Below are 16,325 nucleotides of genomic sequence, written 5' to 3'. Positions count from 1 at the left end.
TGGTTGTGGGGGAACGAAAAATGAGATATCTAAATGAGGAAGAGTTTAAAACGGCATCCAGGTTTTTATTTCTTACCATGTCCATTGTCGTATTGGAGCAGGATATTAAGAACGTTGAATCGGGAAATTTTAAAATAAAAGAACCTTATGTAGAACTGTTAAGAAGGATGGAGCACGAAGCACGTATGGAGCGTAAAAACCTGCAAAAACAAATGAAGCAGAAAAATCTCCAGGTCATCTTTATACAGAAGAATGATACCTTTTCCACTTATCTGTTTCTGGGAAATGGCTATGAAGAAGAAAAACGCTATTTTAACCCGGCCATACGGAAAAAAGTGCAGAATCTATTATATGAACTGATGTATCGGGCCATGCACACCAGGCGAAATGGAACATAATAGGATTAGCTGAAACAGGCCCTTGCATCTGCAGGGCCTGTCTTGTTTCTTAAATAAAAGGCTCAGCCACCTGCTCATGATCACTATTCCGTTTATAATGCAAACGCTCGGTCAGCTTATAACGAAACTGAGCTGTACGCTGAATCTGATTCATCATAGAGCCGTGGGATACAGCAACAATAATCTCCTGTCCTGTTTTAAATTCAATGACTGTTCTTCCTTTATCCAATGGATGAATACGTGCAATGTGAGAATGGGCAATCCATGCGCATGTAGGGTTATTGGGAGATGTAGTCGGGAAGAAAAACATACCACTGTGAGGATCTATCGCTATCGGGGATTTATGGGTAATTCCGCATACACCTTTCGTGCCTTCCTGTCTGCCTCTCAGAGTTATGAAGGGACATAAAAAGGCAGCTAACTCATTAAAGATTGCTGCCTTTTTTAATTTATTCTACCGGCGTAAATTTAACTGGTACATTAATTTCCATAGTATCATCAACTTCTGCATTGAATACATAACTAGGTATATGATAATCAGGGTTTGGTCCTAGTGTTTCTGATAATTTGGAAGAACCATCCCAACCGTCAATAAATACATTACCAGATCCTTGGGTAGGTTCAATTTTATATCTTCCAGGCGGAAGATCATCTCCAACTGTATAATGTCCAGCACCTAATTTGATTGGTTCACCTTTAGCTTCTTCTACACCTCCCTGTAATTCTTGTAGTTTATTCTTGTTCGAGACAATATCAGCTTTTAATTGAGTTAGTTCATCTTTCTTTTCTTCAATTTTTGTTTGGATTTCTTCTTCATTTTTGGCTATTTTATTCAAGCGATCATATTTTTCTTGATTGTCTTCAAGTTCATCTGAAATTTGATCTCTTTCCTTGGTTTTTTCGTCGATAGTTGTTTCTATAGCATTTAACTTGGATTGTTTAATATCAATTTCTTCAACAAGCTCGTCATAAGTAACCATTTTTTCATCAACTTTCGCGACACTTACTGATTTTCCTTGTAGATAAAAGAATGAAGAGCTAATAACGATTAAAAGAAAAGCCCCAGCAATAGCCCATACCCATTTTGATTTAAAATAGTACATCGCCTTTTCCTTATTCAAATTGATTCCCCCTATATTTATTTATTCACACCTAACATTATTCTACACATTTTGGTAAAATCCTACTTTAAATGTACAAGGAAAAAATAATCCCACCGATCACTAATAAAGCTGAAAATGCTCCAGCTGCATACTCTTTATCGGGTTGCTTCATACTTCCACACTCCCTTCTTTGCTTTCTTAAGTACATAACGTGCTTCTTTTACCCGGTTGTTACCTAAATGACCTTCAGATTGAACAATATTTTGAATGATGTGAATATCTGTAGCAGCATAAATGAGGAGCAATGATGTTGTAGAAGCGACTGTTAATCCCAGGGCGTGTGATAGGTTGATGAGTCGGTTATGATCATGTGGGTTAAATCGTAGGCTGATACGTCTCTTTTTCGCTTTGATTTTTATTCGCCTGGAGCTATCGTCTGATTGAGCTATATAAATGGTACCCTGGCTGGAATAGTCCCTCGTAAAATACAAGGACAAGCTATCTAATACAAATGATGAATCTAAGCCTTTGATACATAAAAGCTCACCAATATCTTTTATCGGCTTTCGAGTGATATAGGATAGTCGATCAATTAGATCATACAAAGAAAACGGAATGTGGGGTTTGATGTCCTGTTTTTTATCACTTCGAATTTTTCTCAGCTCACCCACTCTATTCATCTATGAAACCTCCATTTTATCAATTTATCCCTAGGACTCAGTACAAGAGTCCCAGACTTATAGATTCCTGCAGGTGGGGAAGAGGGGGACTAGAAAAAGCTGTCTACATCCCCTTCAGTTTCTGGTTCTTGTGGTTCCTGGATATGATTCTGAGTTTGAATGACGGTAGGTTGGCTATTCTTTTCTTTATCTGCAGCAATAAGGCGCTTTACATACTTGCTAAACTTCCCCTGGTCTTCCGCAAACTCAAGCAAATCCGTTTCATACTTATCTTCTAAATCAAAGCTTGCAGTCTTACACTTTCTCATGCTGAAAACTTCCTTATGGCTAACTCGTTAAACGCCACCGCATTTGAAAATACAGGCTCTACCAGTGTTAGTCTGTTTGCTTTTTGGATTTCAGGCTGGAGAACAACAGCATTAGGGAAGTATCTTTGAATGAATGGTGCGATCAACTTTGCTATTCCACCTACAATATATACAACATCATCCCTATTCCACTTTTTAGAGAGGTTCTTAATGATACCCCTGGCCATGGCTCCATAGTCTTTATTCCGTACTGTTTCTACACCAAAATGAAACGTATCGCTTTGAGTGTTAATATGTCTCATATCCTGAAGAGTGGCTGCGTTAACGGTACCACTCCCAACGTCTAACACCCTTACTAATCCATTTGTAGGTTTAGCCCAAATTGCAGCTGAACCTTCTGGAGCCACTTCTACACCTTGAATATTAAACTGCTTGACTTCATGATTTACAGTTATTTTTCTGGATCCTAAAAGAGCTTCTTTGATAAATCGCTTTTCTTGTTCTTTATGTTTTTTAATCGGCTGTCCTGTTACCAGGTAGATATCTTCATAGTTAGGGCAATAACGGTGCACAGCTAAGAGAATCCTTATAATCGCATCTTCGTGGGCTTTAGTATCTCCCATCATGTTACCGCCGCCAAATTCATCCTCATACATGGCAATAGAGCCAGCAAACCCCTTCCTCCCTTCATATTCAAATTCCATATCATCGGCTCCAAATTGTTCATCTACTTCACGTTCAAACCAATCGCAGATGTTTGAATAAAAAGACCTCACTCCAAATGGACCAGAAGCTTTAACTCTGTGGTTCCCAGCATCAATGCCTAGAATCAATTCGATTCCTCCTTTTTATTTCAGATGTAATAAAACACATACGAATTTTATTGCTGATGCAATAATACCAACCCTCCTTTATTGCGATTGTAATAAATACCTATGTATGCCGGATAGACAATATTCCATATTTGCACATTTTAACGCTCATTTTTGATTGAAGGAGTTTTCGTAAGTGAGTGGAAAAGATTATATAGGTGATGTTATGGGAATTCGATTTAATGCTCAGAAGGTCAATGAGTTGATAGATCAGAGTGGATTCAAAAAGATGCACATTGCTACGAGACTAAACGCTTCTCAGGCTACATTTCGGAGATGGATGAATGAAGAAACGCCAATACCATTTGTAAAGGTTGTGGAGTTAAAAAAGCTGCTGGAGAAAGAAGTTGTAGTTAGTTTAGATGATCTATACGAGGATGATGAAAAATGACATGGGAGTCGCCACCTTTTCACCCAAGATATAAGCTCATTTCGACTGAAAGGAAATACAACGATATTGAAATTTTGATCTTTGACTTTGAAAACTGCACATACTCCTATTACTTTCAAAGTGAAGTAAAAAAAATTAGGGATAAGGAGCTGCAAGAATACTTATTTTCTGTCCGCAGATACATAAACGAGGATAGATATGAATTGAGTGAAGAAAATTTTTATGAGGAATAAAAAAAGCCCCACCGATTAAGGTGAGGCTTTTGCTTATTTCTTATCATTCAGGTATGCAAGGAAAAACATTCCCAGCAATTCAGGTACACTAACATCGTGGTTTTTGATACGCTCTTTCCACTCATCCGGCTTTTCTAGTTGATCTGCAATCCCGTCAAACACTTTAACAATGGCATCATACATCCAGCCAGGTAACTTTTCGTTTTTCTGGTAATAATTATGGAGAAGCGTTGCAAACTGTTCACGAGTTAAATGGTCTTTAGGACGTACACCTGTCGTGATTCCGGTATCCTCTAACCACTTCCAGCTATCTTTGTGGGAGTCTCCAGGCTCTTTAGCTTTAGTATTAGGTAGAGCCTTTTTCAACTCATTAATCTCTGCCTTTAACTCTTCGTATTGAGACACGGTTAAATCACCATCCTTTTTAAATTCACCACTGATGACTTTTTTATAATCAAACTCAGGGCATGCTTTCCAAGCATACCCCGGAAATTCATCATGGCCCCTGGTGCGTTTATAGTTTGGAAGGTCCTTTTTGAGCGCTTCATGCAGGTTGTACAATGATTCTTTTTGTGCTTGAGTTGGTTCTTCAGTTCTAAAGTCACCGACCAGGCAAATACCAACCGCACGATAGTTTGAATCGCCCACATGATAACTTAGTACCCCGAGATCATGATTCCATTCCACAGTACCGTCTTTAAGAATGACAAAGTGATAAGCGACCTCTGGCCACTTCTTCGTATACACGTGGTAACGTGCGAATGAGAATGAGTCACCTTCTTCGGTTAGTGAATGATGGATAGCTATATCTGTCTTTACTGTAAGTGGATAGACATTATACCAACCATCGTGAGCCGTTTCCCCTCGTAGATTTTTAAACTTAGGAATTTGTTTGAAGTGTTCCATTACTTATCACCTTTTCCTCTAAGAACCTCCACAGTATCTAAAAGCTTATTTGGAATAGGGATGCCAATACGCCCCACGTTTTCTGTAATTGAAAGAACTTCATTGGCTAAATAAAAGAAAATTGCAGCATCTCTAACCATATGTGTATCTCCACCTAAAGCCACATCAACCATGTGAGCTACAGCAACAATAAAAAAGATTGCTACCTTTTTAGCAATCCCTATCCATCCAACGTGACTATTTAATTTTCCGTCTACACCAGCTGCAATAAATCCTGACACATAATCAATAAATACAAATGCTAATAGGATACTTAACAAGGACGACCAACCCCCAAATAAGAATGAGGCAGCCGCCCCACCTACTGCTACTATTGTTTTGAAAAAATTTTCCATTAAAATAAATCTCCTTTCTTAGACATAAAAATAACGCCTTATTCGGCGCTCTCAGACTCTCTCAATTTGCGGTTTTCTTCTTTCAGTTTTTTGACTTCGGCTTCTTTTTCTTCTAGTTGTGCATTTGCAATAGCGTTTTGTTGCGATAAAGTCGCAATTTGAGCTCGCATATACTTTAATACTTTTTCGGCTTCCATTATATCAACCCTCCTTCCATTGACCATTTATCCATCTGGGATTGTTTAATGTATCTGGTGGTTTACCTTTGATTAATGCAGCTGCATTAGGATGATTTTGTTCGATGAGAACAGTTCGTAAAAAGCATCCACCACTATCAATCTCAGACATTTCAATTAATTTAGGCTTGCTGAACTTATACTCTAAATCATTAACCATTTAAGCTCTCCTTTGCTTGTAAATCTTCTGACATTTTAGTTAGGTTTGTGAAGTAAGCATCTTCAAATCCTATCCTATTACCTATGACTTGAAAATCAGCTAACCCGATTCCATCCACAACAAAGTAATCTGTACCTTTTTGAATCACTTTGACATCTGGGTTATTAGGAAATACAGCAAAGTTTTCTAGTGCTTTTGATAAGATTGAATCTAAGTAAATCTTTGTCTCCCCGTTTACTTGAATGTCTGTAATTAAGTCAAATATAAGTGTCTGCGGTGAATCAATAGGTGACATACCGTAACGAATTCCGTCTATCTCTATTGAACCACCATCCTTATTACCGCTGCCATAGAAAGTGTGGTTCACAATATCGTTAACAAGAAAATAAACATTGGTTCTTGCAGGGTCTACCCATATTTGAGTCTTATTAGTTGTATCGTCAGTTTCTAATTTCATTCTTTGGTTGTCGGCTGTATCTGTGTAAATTCTGTTGTTATTATCTATCCCTTGAAAGGATATTTGACTAAAGAAAAAACCTCCGTTGAAATCAGTTCCATTTGGATATGATTCGACAATTTGGGGTAATACTATATCGTTGGAATATATGTTTAAACTATCTGCGTTAAAACTCATGTCACCTGTACTTGATGCGTATATATTCGCATAGTCGCCAAAACTAAGGTAACTAGCGCTGTACCAAGAACCTGTACTTTCATTATTTCCTATTGTAAGGTTTTGACCTACCGTGGCATCTTCTCCTATATTTATACTACCGCTCACAAAGTCTCCTGTAATAGTAGCGTCTTGTATGGTTGCATTTTTGGCGGTCATGTTATCGGTAGTTAAATTCAGTATAGTTGCGTTACTTCCTGTAAGTGTTCCAGTCAAAGTAGCATTTTCAGCAATGATTTCATTCGTTATAAGTGTTCCATTAAGTACATGCTGTCCGGATGAATCTTCGCTTGTAACCTCGTCTATGATGGATTGAGCGCTTGAAATGTCCGTTTCCGCTTGACTAATTCGTTGTTCAGCTGCATCAATTTCTTCCCGTGCAGTGGCAAGTGCCTGGTCAGCTTTTGATTGTGCTCCTTCTGGCGTTTCCTTTTCATCCCATTTACCTTTATTTCGGTTGTAGCCTTTTTCTACATTTCGTACCCTGGAATTAGTATCGAATTGTCGTCTAAAAGCACCAAGTGTGACCTCTGATAAGGTTTCATCGTTCAGGTTTTGCCTGAATTCAATTACTGATGTTTCTACTTCGCTTTTCGGATGTACCCGGTGATTAATAGCTGCATTTGTATCACCCAGCCTAACTTTTTCATGAGAGTACCCCGTTAGCTTTTCTAATAGCAAAACATTAAAATCATACGTATAAACCGCATCTTTTTGTTTTTGTAGTTCTTTCCATGCATTTAACAACAGGGTGGCTGGGTCACCTTCCTGGCCGTCATAGAATCCTTTTCTATGTCTTGTTCCTCCGTCATACCCCCATTGATGTAGCGCTTCAGGGTCAGCAACATAGATGTCTCCTAAAGGTTTATCAACCGGATCACCTTTCGCTTTCGACCATTCTACATCCGCAAAAGTAACCCGAGGGCCGTCATTCTTCGTTGATTTACCTTTAGCATATAGAGCTGTCTTAATGCCTGTAGTATCAACGGTACGTCTATAAGATTCAACATCTTTGCCCATTTCCCAGCGTTTCATGGTACGTTTTCCACGCTTTTGCAATAGGTCTACATACCGTCTTGTAATGGTATTATGGTCAGCTTCCACCCGGTAGCGTAATTCTCCACTAAACATATTAGCCAATTCATGGACAGCTTCTTTGACGGTTATATCTTCAAAATCCACGCTCTGGTTGTCGAACGTATCGACATGACCTACTTCCCATCTTGTGCCTTGAAGTATGGCTCTAAGTGCGGTTTCTGGGTCTACATTTGCTGCGGTATACCCAGATAGCCATTCATCGATGAGCTCGTACATACCGCCTTCTGCATAAACCACTTTTACAGTACCATTTCTATCGTCTACATCTTCCGGACTACGAATGATAAACTCAACCAAATTACCGTCCATATCCCTTATAACAGCCCGTCCATCTGGCTCGATAAATTCAGACTCAGGAATATCGGATACAGTCTCGAAATCTAGTGTTACCTTGCCGTTTAATTGTTCAACGTACCAACCATTCCAATATGGGACTGCTTTTCTTTTATGTTGTTGCTTAGGCATCAATACTGTCTTTAATTGCTCATTACGGTCATATATCCATATTGGTGATGGTTCAGATTTTTTGTAAGGTATAGACGGAGCATAATTACGTATACTGTTATCCAATATTGTCATAGTTGTCGCTTTCGTGGTAAGGCTAGAAGTGACACCAATGACACCTTTAACGAAGCTATCAGTATTAACAACCGATATCGTATCTCCAGTTTTCCGGATAACCTTAACCGAGCCATTTGCGTCAGTTTTCGTATGCGTATTTGATGTAACATTATTACGGATAATCATTCGAGATTTAACGATTGATTTTGTTACTGTAACGGACTTAACCGCAGCATCTAATTTTGTTGAGTTATAGACAAAGTTATAGGTGCGATTAAACAAGAAGGCACACCTCCTTTCTCAATAAAAATACACCCTCTTTTTGGGTGCTTCTGTTTACTGCGTATAATACTCCTATTATTCATCAAGTGAAAGTATAAAACTTATTCACTTTTTCAATTTTAGCCAGAAAAGGCATTTCATCTTTATACTGTTCCGATTGTTCAATCAAAACACTAGATCCAGTAAAAAGAATGCGTTCAACTCCATCCCACCTAAATTGTAACGTTAATACTTTTGTTCCAGATTTCTGTTTACTGTCATTTATTTTACATCCAATCACTTCAATTTCTTTTCCTAGAACATCTTCTATTTTCATTTTATCGCCTATCATAACATTAGAGTCTTTAGCGAAATCTGAAAACCGTTTCAACGCAATACATCTCCTTAATTTAGTGTTATTCCTAGCGTGTCAGCTACCGCTTGTCGATACATAAAAGGCACAAAATCAATCGTAAACCTCCCGGTATCAACTGCTGTAACGTACATGTTTAAAAGATATTGATTTAAATATGAATAATCAGCCATTATAATACCTCCTTAATTATGATAAGTTTCTAATGTTTCTACTCTGCTTCTTAAATAATCGATTTCGCTCATCAAATTGGAAACAAGCGTTGCAATAGATGATAAATCATCCGCATTAGATAGTTGTTCGATGTATTCCTTTGCAGAAAAAGTATCTTCATCATATTCCCATCCTTCAAAATCTTGCTCGGAAATCTGAGTAATATTTGTCCTTACATATACCGTATCTACATTAACCTCAACCGGCTTCACGACTTTTTGTGTCCCTCTTACTCTCACCTTTTATCACTTCCTTGTAGTATTTATCTGCATATGGTATCACTGGTTCAATAGCAAGCGCTGGGGCAAAGATTCATCATTTTATTATTCACAAAGTAAGCGCGCGCACCGAGAGACGAACTCGAACCCGACGCCGTACTCGAATACAGATGAAACGTACCTGCATTCGACCTATTATTCCAATTGCTGCTGAAATTCGGTAGGTGATCCGACCTGAACTTTGCCCATGTCCTAGTTATACAAAGCAAGCGCGCGCACCGAGAGACGAACCCGAACCCGACGCCGCACCCGAATACAGATGAAACGCACCCGCATCCGACCCAGTATCCCAATTGCCGCCGAAATACGGCAGGCGATCCGACCCGATATATCCATAGTCGGCATAATAAGTGGTTTCGCTCCCGTTAATAGATGCGGGTATAAATCCTGTTTCTGTTGAACCTTGAATAGTATCAACATAACCACCTTCATCAGTATTCCATCCTGTTGCGCCATAGTTTGTATAACCATCGCCTGCATCGTTATAACCGTCATTACCGATTAACATATCGTAGTTAGTATCATACAACACACCATCAATCCAGTAGCGTAAGTTTCCGTAAAAATCTTCAATTCCACAGAACTTAACTTGTTCTGTTCCTAGTGTAGATCCATAGAACATCCCTTTTGTGTCCGTAGCACCAGTTGTGGTTGACGATGAGTTATTGGAATCTGTGTACCCTTCGCCTAGTGCTGTCTGTAAATCTCTATTTTTAAACATGATTAAAGCTAATATTTGTAACATAGTCAACGGATAAAATGGCATTTGTTCATACCCAGTACCGTTCGCCTGCGCCTTATTTCTAAATGAACCGATAGTTTCTGATGCGGTTGGTGTTTGTCCGCTCAAAGACCGTAAAGAAGTTCCGTCGTCATACCCTAAATATGCAGCGACATAAATCTTGTCTTTTTCTGTTGTCCCTCTTGTATGTGCTAACGAAAGATAACTGGAATCAATTTGAGCATCTGCGTATCGGATATATAGAAAATCCCCACTACGTTCAAATTTCCACCATATTTTTGGAAACTCAATCATTACGTCACCATCTGCTCCGCTCGTAATATCGGCTGTTGTGCCGTCTTCTTTTAGGCTGTAATCGTTAGGGTCAAGGTAATAATTGACTGCACCATTTAAGAATACACATGGTTTAATTTGATTAAACGGAAACTTATCTTGCCATGAACCGTAACTAAACGCACCATCATTACCGCTTGCTGGCGTAAATCCTGTTGCATCGTCTGTGTAAGTGACTGCTGTTTCTGGGTTGCTGTTCGTTGTATCTATTGCTACACCATAAATATGATAAGGTTGTGGTGTAGCTTGTGCGTCAGACTTTTTATCATAAACATCCTCAGTTGTATAAGGGAAAGCAGAATAGTAATAGGTTGTATCATTAGTTAATCCAGTATCAACAAACCCATCTGTAGCATATTGATCTCGAACACTACTATCTACGACCAGAACACCATCATTTTCATCTACAGGATAACTTCCTGTTTTTCTTAGTATTTTTGTTCCTTTCCACTCCGCTAAAGTAGCACCGTCAAGTGTTACATCTGTTGGGTCTTGCCACATTAAAGTAACTTCTGTATTTCCTGCTTGTACATCGAAATTAGTCACGTTGCCAACGGGCAAACCACCGCTTACCGTTTTCCATTCTGTTCCGTCGTAATATTCTAATTTTCCGTTTGTAGCACGTAAGCCGTGGACTTCAGCTTGTGACACTTCATTAGCCTTATGTTCATTAAATTCTTGGACGTGTGTATCAAATTCTGATTGGGAAACAAGTTCGTTTTGTGTGCCAGCAGTAAAGTTGTTTGAGATTTCCGTTCCATTATCATGGGAGGTAGATGCCGTATCTTCCATTCCTCTAGTTACAGTCAAAGTTGTACTGTTAACATTTGACACTTCCATGATTTCATCTTCAATTGTTACTCGAAAAGGAGGGGATGGAAAAAGCGATGGATCTACTACATTTACAGTTGTTTGCGTAGCGTCCATCGCTTCAGAAATTGTTGTTATAGCATTGTTAGCTGCATTTAATCGAGCCATATAGTAACCTCCTTAGTTAATTTTAACCGTATAATCACCGACATTAATTAAAAACTGGTTATTCTCTTGTATATTTGCTGTGGAATTTAAAGAGCCAAAATCTAGTAAGTTCCCGCCAGTTTCAGCATCATATAAACCCATATGAGTAATAATACCCCAGTCAGCTGAGGCGATAGGAAACTCAACAGCTGCACTATTAGACGTTTGCATAGAACCTGCTCCATCATCAGTTGGTGCGCCAAAAGTAATAGGTTGCCTGGAATATCCCCCTCCACTCACCTCTGTTCCTGTTCCATCTTCTCCGGGTGCAGAAGTAAATAACGCTAGGTAGACCGTAGCGTTAACAAGATTATCGTTTAATACTTTCTGTTCAAGATAATTACTGAATGACAATATCAGCACTCCTTTCTTATAGATAACGATTTCGATATTTCATACTTAAATCAGCAACCCCTGAAGGTTGCACATCAATAATATTCTCTCCCTGTTCTAAAGCCCAGAAATCCGTAGATAACCCGACTAAATCCATTCTGGGTTCACCATTTTTTCTTACATCACCGGTAGCTGTATCCACTGTGATTTCATCCCCAGCAACAGCAATTTCCGGCACCTCATTTGCCCCCGATGTATCATTAAGTTGATAAACTCTAATTTCGCTTATCCCCTGGTCATTTGGTGTAGTATCGCCCCATTTACGTATAGCCACTTGAATCGTGTCGACAGGTGTGGTGTAAATAGGTTCTAAGTAAGATACACTCTTTTCTCCTCTGTAATTCCCGTTTTCGTCCCTTTGCGCCAAATAAGCCAGCCAACGATTATTCCATCTGCGTACACGGATAATTCCGTTAAAATTATTCCATTCGCTACGATCATCTGGTTCTAATGGATTCCGAACGCCACTTGTACCACCTAACTGAAGCACACCTTCATTTTTCTGGAATCCAATATGACTGTCACCAAAACCAAATTTGGCAATGTTGTTGCCGTTTGCGTCTCGGAAATAAATCTCGATAATGCCTGTGTTTCCGGATAAATTAAATTGGTGTACAAGTATATCCGCATAAAAGTCTTGTAATGAAGCGCCAATGGCTCTTTGTAAAGAAGGGCCCTGGAATTCATGAGGCGTAATCACAGTGCCATAATCTGACACCGAAAAACCGGGGCCGTCTGCATCGGTCATACTACCTGTCACAGAACCGTTGTCTACTTCGGTTGCTGTTTGCCAGAGTGAGGTATCTTCCATCGTATCGTGCAGCACTAAAGTTTCAGGAGCTACAGCCGTTTCCGTAACTTTATCAGGTTTCCCTAAATCAATAGATTGGTCACCATTCATGATTGATAAGTGGGTAGTCGGCTGGTTGAATCTTGCTGTAATGATTGGATAAGTATCAGCTGTACCGTCATACACGATGTTTGCTGGTAAAGCCTTACTTTGTTCTTTGGATTCATAAGCGAATGGGTCAGGACAAACTAAAACAAGATCTCCTTCACCCATTTCTGCGATTCTTCTAAATCTCCCAAAACTAACACTTTGTAATACCGCATAGTTAAATTTATCTGGTTCGTTGTCCGATACATAAACGCCAGGTCCTAAGTCTGGACGTAGCCAATCCGCCAGTGCACGTAAACGAGATTCATAGTCTTGTACGTCCTTGCCAATAAAGCCAATTGTAATAGGGATTCGTCTCATGCCATATTCGTTGCCCTGATAGTGAGCACCAGGCATACCAGGAATATTTGTCGTCCTCAAACTAAAATCAGGGAGAATATGTGGGTTTGTTTGTACAGCTAAGCCAAAATCACTTGAGTGTTTACCTCTATATGTCGCACCCATCATTCCATCCCCCTTGCTCTCATATCTCTCATTTCTTTTTGTTTCTGGAATTCCAAGTCATATTCAAAGGTTTGACGACTTAATTCTCTTCCGTTAATCTCATTAACCATTGTTATATAAACAACAGATTCACTTGTTGCAGGTGATTGATTATTCAACTGCCCAATAATACGGTCAACTTCCCCAGTTGGACTAACTCCTTCAGCATGCCCAGGTATATTGTTTAAAGCACTAAGGATTTTTTTGGACTCATCATTTGTATAAACGTGAGCTCCTCGAGGAACATCAAAAAGACCAAACCCAGCTAATGACCACTTGTTATTATGTTCAACTAATTCAGGTCCTTCTTCGCCAAGCCAAGACACACCACCTGGATGAAAATTTGTACCTACTGCGTATCCGACTGGTACGTGATGACCTTGTGGAGGACCATCGGTATTGGAATATTGTAAGGATACTGTTTTCCAAACTGGTTCAGAAAGTTTATCATTAAGATCGCCGGCCAATCCGATTGAGTCCCTAATATTATCCTTTACATTGTCAATTCCCTCTGACTGTTTATCAATAGCATTTCGGCCTAAATTAATCTCATCTTTGACCTGTTCCCATAGCCCAGTTTCTTTAAGAATTTCTTTAATGACGTTATCATTTTTCAGTATTTTTTTATCTAATTCAGAAACCTGTTCACGAATCTCATACTTAGTAGCACCTTGTTTTTCCAGATTTTTTATAAGGTTATTTCTTTCTTCCAAAAGTTTATCGTTCTTTTTTTGAAGTTGTTGAAGGATGTTTCCTTCTTCCACTTTGATATCTCTTGTTCTGGCTAGATTTATGATTTTTTGCTCTTCTTCTTTGGATAAAGTTGATAATTTTGCATCTAATAAAGAATTGATATTTTTATAGATGCCGAGTTCTTCAAAGATTTTTAGTTTTTGTTCTTCTTGTTCGGCCGTTGTGTCTCTTAATTTCTCTAACCTTTTCTGTTCTTCTTGTGTTAGTTTACCTTTTTCATTTCGTTTTTCCTGAAGTTTTAGTATTTCCTCTTTATTTTTCTCAATGGATTTATCAAGAGCTTTTAATCCTTTTTCGCCTTCTTCATTGATGCCGACATTTTTTAAATAGATGTTTGCCAGTTGCTGGTTTGTTGCTTGTAATTTATCAATCTTTTCTTGTTCTTGATCAATATTTTTCTTAATTTCCTTCCTTTGATTCTGCAACTCTTCAAGAAGATCAATTTCCTTGCCATTCTTCACATCAGCAAGGTCTATTTGTTTTTGCTTTAGCTCATTCCACTCTTGTTCCGAAAGTTTACTATCACGAAGCTTTTCCTCAATTTCACCCATGCTTTTTGTTATTTCTTCATTAGTCATTTCCCTAGCATCTAATATATTGTTGATACGAGTATCTATTGCTTGTTGTTCTTTTTTCTTTTTAGTCAAAGTATCCAAAGCTTCCTGTTGCTGATCTAATAGTTTGGCGCGTTCAATTTCAAGCTCTGTTTCAGAATAATCTCTTATTTTATCAATATATTCTTTTACTTTTTCAGTACTTTCAACAAACTTATTACCCGTTTCTGATATAGACGTTTGAACGTCTGGAGACTGTTCAATAATATCTTTGTTGGCATCAAATAAATTTTGTAGTTCTTCTTTTGATAATCCTGATTCTCGAGCAAGGTTATTGTATTGTTTTTGCAGCTCATTAATTTCACCTGGATTACTTGATTCAGAAATACGCTTGTTCAAGTCATTCAATCGAGCCAGTTCATCATTACTTACATTTGCCTTATCGGATAAACGTTCAAATGTAGCAACATTCTTTTCAAGGTTAGCTGCTTGATCACTCATAGATTTAGCAAAATCAAGATTTACTTCTTCGGCCTCATTAGTTTTTTTGATAAATCCGTTAATGGCGAGACCTAACCCAGCAACACCGCCAATAGCAAGACCAACGACACCACCACGGCTTAGACTCATAATTCGCCCGAGCAATCCTCTTCCACCGGTGCTACCCCTGCCTAGCATATCAGTGAGCTTGCTTGCGCCTTTTGATAAATTACTAAAAGTAGTCGTTACACCGCCCAAAGCAATTCCTGCAGGTCCAGCAGCTGCGGCAAGTCCAGCAAACTTGATAATGTTATCTTGTGTTTCAGGTTCCAATTCATTAAAGGCATCTACAATATCGGTCACGCGTTCTGTTAACTCAGTAGCAATAGGCTCTAATTTTTCTCCTAATTCTGCAAAGGATTCCTGGAAGTCATATTGTTCTTCCCTGGCTTCAACCAACGATTTATTCGTTTCCCGAAACTCTTTGTTCACTTTGGATAAATCTAAATTATTTAATTCGTTCAGAGCATAATTAAGCTCATCTCCACTTTCCTTCGCTTCAGCTAAACCTTCATCAAACGTTTCTAAGTCAACGCCCATACGTTCTAATAGCTCAGCAAATGGTCCAACAGCCTTACCTGTGGCTACTGTTTCTTGTAAACCATCAGCCAAACTTTCTATTTTTAACGTATCCGGGAATTTGACGACAGCACCAGACAAATCATCCACAGCTTGTTGCAGCTGATTACTGTTCATATCCGTTGCCATAAGATTAGAGAGGGCTTCAACGTTTGAATCTGTTTCGCCAGTAATGCCATTCAAGTCTTTCATAGATTTGTGCAGCACATCCACGCCAAGACCGGCTTCCTTTGCGTTTGTTTCAAGACGAGCAATATTAACGCGAAAATCTCTTGTAGATTCCACTGCCATTGCTCCCAAACCAACAATAGGAGCTGTTACACTCGCAGACATGGTTTGTCCAAAATTGGTCATTTTTTGCCCAGCATTATCAAGATTTCCTGAAAAGGTGTCCAGTCCACTAGATAATTTACCTAAACGGGACTCAGCTCGACGTTGTTCCTGACGCATTTGCTCTAATTCTTCTGTTGCATTGTTCACATATCGGTCCAGGTTATTTAATGAAGCCGCTTGCTTGTTATACTCTCTAGCTGCTTTTTCTGCCTCTTTAGAACCTTCCCCGTGCTTTTCAATCATTCGATCATATTCTTTACGTGCTTCAGATGTCACTCGTTCTTGAGCTTTTAACTTTTTATTTAAACCCTGAATCCGTGTTTCGTATTTTTCAACGGATTGATCAGCACGGTCAAAAGCAGACATATTGGCTTTCATTTCACTGTTAACGGTTTTCAGGCTATCTTTAGCACCTTTTAATCCTCGGTTTAAGGCTTGGGTATTTAAATCAAGATCGATGGATAACCCTTCAACTCTTCGCGCCATTGTTTACCCTCCCTT

The 16,325-nt window shown here is 38.9% G+C and carries 19 protein-coding genes; 2 read left to right on the top strand and 17 right to left on the bottom strand.

What is annotated here, in order from left to right:
* The first annotated feature begins 20 nt into the window (after positions 1-20).
* A complete protein-coding gene (locus ABD006_RS08540; protein WP_343839763.1) occupies positions 21-398 on the top strand; it encodes a YhjD family protein in 378 nt (125 codons plus the stop codon).
* A gap of 49 nt (positions 399-447) precedes the next feature.
* On the opposite strand, the gene ABD006_RS08535 is transcribed toward ABD006_RS08540, so the two are convergent.
* From ABD006_RS08535 to ABD006_RS08515, 5 genes are all read right to left on the bottom strand, one after another.
* On the bottom strand, positions 448-789 hold the full coding sequence (locus ABD006_RS08535; RefSeq protein ID WP_343840296.1) for a competence protein ComK: 342 nt from the start codon (positions 787-789) through the stop codon (positions 448-450).
* Positions 790-847: 58 nt separating this feature from the next.
* Positions 848-1,519: a hypothetical protein gene (locus ABD006_RS08530; protein ID WP_343839761.1), complete on the bottom strand. Its 672-nt coding sequence runs from the start codon at positions 1,517-1,519 to the stop codon at positions 848-850.
* A gap of 137 nt (positions 1,520-1,656) precedes the next feature.
* Positions 1,657-2,181 (bottom strand): hypothetical protein, encoded by a 525-nt coding sequence (locus tag ABD006_RS08525; RefSeq protein WP_343839759.1) that lies wholly within the window; start codon positions 2,179-2,181, stop codon positions 1,657-1,659.
* An 89-nt stretch (positions 2,182-2,270) separates the two neighbouring features.
* Positions 2,271-2,489, bottom strand: coding sequence for a hypothetical protein (locus ABD006_RS08520; RefSeq protein ID WP_343839757.1), 219 nt, complete (start codon positions 2,487-2,489; stop codon positions 2,271-2,273).
* Complete coding sequence (locus ABD006_RS08515) at positions 2,486-3,322, bottom strand: ParM/StbA family protein (protein ID WP_343839755.1); 837 nt, start codon at positions 3,320-3,322, stop codon at positions 2,486-2,488. The genes ABD006_RS08520 and ABD006_RS08515 overlap by 4 nt, the downstream gene beginning before the upstream one ends.
* Positions 3,323-3,497: 175 nt before the next feature.
* Between ABD006_RS08515 and ABD006_RS08510 the strand changes: the two genes are divergently transcribed.
* On the top strand, positions 3,498-3,752 hold the full coding sequence (locus tag ABD006_RS08510; RefSeq protein WP_343839753.1) for a hypothetical protein: 255 nt from the start codon (positions 3,498-3,500) through the stop codon (positions 3,750-3,752).
* A gap of 266 nt (positions 3,753-4,018) precedes the next feature.
* Here ABD006_RS08510 and ABD006_RS08505 read toward each other — a convergent pair whose 3' ends face one another.
* The 12 genes from ABD006_RS08505 to ABD006_RS08450 form a co-directional block, all read right to left on the bottom strand.
* Positions 4,019-4,891, bottom strand: a complete 873-nt coding sequence (locus tag ABD006_RS08505) for a peptidoglycan recognition protein family protein (protein WP_343839751.1) — start codon at positions 4,889-4,891, stop codon at positions 4,019-4,021.
* Positions 4,891-5,286, bottom strand: coding sequence for a phage holin family protein (locus ABD006_RS08500; RefSeq protein ID WP_343839749.1), 396 nt, complete (start codon positions 5,284-5,286; stop codon positions 4,891-4,893). Before ABD006_RS08500 ends, ABD006_RS08505 begins: the two co-directional genes overlap by 1 nt.
* 38 nt (positions 5,287-5,324) lie before the next feature.
* The gene (locus tag ABD006_RS08495) at positions 5,325-5,483 is read right to left on the bottom strand and encodes a hypothetical protein (RefSeq protein WP_343839747.1); all 159 of its coding nucleotides are present in this window, start codon (positions 5,481-5,483) and stop codon (positions 5,325-5,327) included.
* A gap of 4 nt (positions 5,484-5,487) precedes the next feature.
* Positions 5,488-5,682 (bottom strand): hypothetical protein, encoded by a 195-nt coding sequence (locus ABD006_RS08490; RefSeq protein ID WP_343839745.1) that lies wholly within the window; start codon positions 5,680-5,682, stop codon positions 5,488-5,490.
* The gene (locus ABD006_RS08485; RefSeq protein WP_343839743.1) at positions 5,675-8,296 is read right to left on the bottom strand and encodes a phage tail spike protein; all 2,622 of its coding nucleotides are present in this window, start codon (positions 8,294-8,296) and stop codon (positions 5,675-5,677) included. The genes ABD006_RS08490 and ABD006_RS08485 overlap by 8 nt, the downstream gene beginning before the upstream one ends.
* 82 nt (positions 8,297-8,378) lie before the next feature.
* On the bottom strand, positions 8,379-8,666 hold the full coding sequence (locus ABD006_RS08480) for a hypothetical protein (protein WP_343839741.1): 288 nt from the start codon (positions 8,664-8,666) through the stop codon (positions 8,379-8,381).
* Between the two features lie 14 nt (positions 8,667-8,680).
* Positions 8,681-8,821 (bottom strand): hypothetical protein, encoded by a 141-nt coding sequence (locus ABD006_RS08475; RefSeq protein WP_343839739.1) that lies wholly within the window; start codon positions 8,819-8,821, stop codon positions 8,681-8,683.
* Positions 8,822-8,833: 12 nt separating this feature from the next.
* Positions 8,834-9,100, bottom strand: coding sequence for a hypothetical protein (locus tag ABD006_RS08470; protein WP_343839737.1), 267 nt, complete (start codon positions 9,098-9,100; stop codon positions 8,834-8,836).
* A gap of 235 nt (positions 9,101-9,335) precedes the next feature.
* A complete protein-coding gene (locus ABD006_RS08465; RefSeq protein ID WP_343839735.1) occupies positions 9,336-11,192 on the bottom strand; it encodes a hypothetical protein in 1,857 nt (618 codons plus the stop codon).
* Between the two features lie 12 nt (positions 11,193-11,204).
* Complete coding sequence (locus ABD006_RS08460; RefSeq protein ID WP_343839733.1) at positions 11,205-11,585, bottom strand: phage tail fiber protein; 381 nt, start codon at positions 11,583-11,585, stop codon at positions 11,205-11,207.
* A gap of 16 nt (positions 11,586-11,601) precedes the next feature.
* On the bottom strand, positions 11,602-13,026 hold the full coding sequence (locus ABD006_RS08455; protein ID WP_343839732.1) for a distal tail protein Dit: 1,425 nt from the start codon (positions 13,024-13,026) through the stop codon (positions 11,602-11,604).
* Complete coding sequence (locus tag ABD006_RS08450; RefSeq protein ID WP_343839730.1) at positions 13,026-16,310, bottom strand: phage tail tape measure protein; 3,285 nt, start codon at positions 16,308-16,310, stop codon at positions 13,026-13,028. The genes ABD006_RS08455 and ABD006_RS08450 overlap by 1 nt, the downstream gene beginning before the upstream one ends.
* Between the last annotated feature and the right edge of the window lie 15 nt (positions 16,311-16,325).

This window comes from Salinibacillus aidingensis (assembly GCF_039522525.1).
In the GTDB taxonomy this organism is placed as follows: domain Bacteria; phylum Bacillota; class Bacilli; order Bacillales; family Alkalibacillaceae; genus Salinibacillus; species Salinibacillus aidingensis.
This window is presented reverse-complemented; position numbering and strand designations above follow the sequence as displayed.

Bases quoted from the DNA above. Each gene is read 5' to 3' on its own strand.
- ABD006_RS08505 (WP_343839751.1), bottom strand. From the start codon at position 4,891: ATGGAACACTTCAAACAAATTCCTAAGTTTAAAAATCTACGAGGGGAA.
- ABD006_RS08450 (WP_343839730.1), bottom strand. From the start codon at position 16,310: ATGGCGCGAAGAGTTGAAGGGTTATCCATCGATCTTGATTTAAATACC.
- ABD006_RS08520 (WP_343839757.1), bottom strand. From the start codon at position 2,489: ATGAGAAAGTGTAAGACTGCAAGCTTTGATTTAGAAGATAAGTATGAA.
- ABD006_RS08525 (WP_343839759.1), bottom strand. From the start codon at position 2,181: ATGAATAGAGTGGGTGAGCTGAGAAAAATTCGAAGTGATAAAAAACAG.
- ABD006_RS08540 (WP_343839763.1), top strand. From the start codon at position 21: ATGAGATATCTAAATGAGGAAGAGTTTAAAACGGCATCCAGGTTTTTA.
- ABD006_RS08490 (WP_343839745.1), bottom strand. From the start codon at position 5,682: ATGGTTAATGATTTAGAGTATAAGTTCAGCAAGCCTAAATTAATTGAA.
- ABD006_RS08475 (WP_343839739.1), bottom strand. From the start codon at position 8,821: ATGGCTGATTATTCATATTTAAATCAATATCTTTTAAACATGTACGTT.
- ABD006_RS08495 (WP_343839747.1), bottom strand. From the start codon at position 5,483: ATGGAAGCCGAAAAAGTATTAAAGTATATGCGAGCTCAAATTGCGACT.
- ABD006_RS08500 (WP_343839749.1), bottom strand. From the start codon at position 5,286: ATGGAAAATTTTTTCAAAACAATAGTAGCAGTAGGTGGGGCGGCTGCC.
- ABD006_RS08465 (WP_343839735.1), bottom strand. From the start codon at position 11,192: ATGGCTCGATTAAATGCAGCTAACAATGCTATAACAACAATTTCTGAA.
- ABD006_RS08455 (WP_343839732.1), bottom strand. From the start codon at position 13,026: ATGGGTGCGACATATAGAGGTAAACACTCAAGTGATTTTGGCTTAGCT.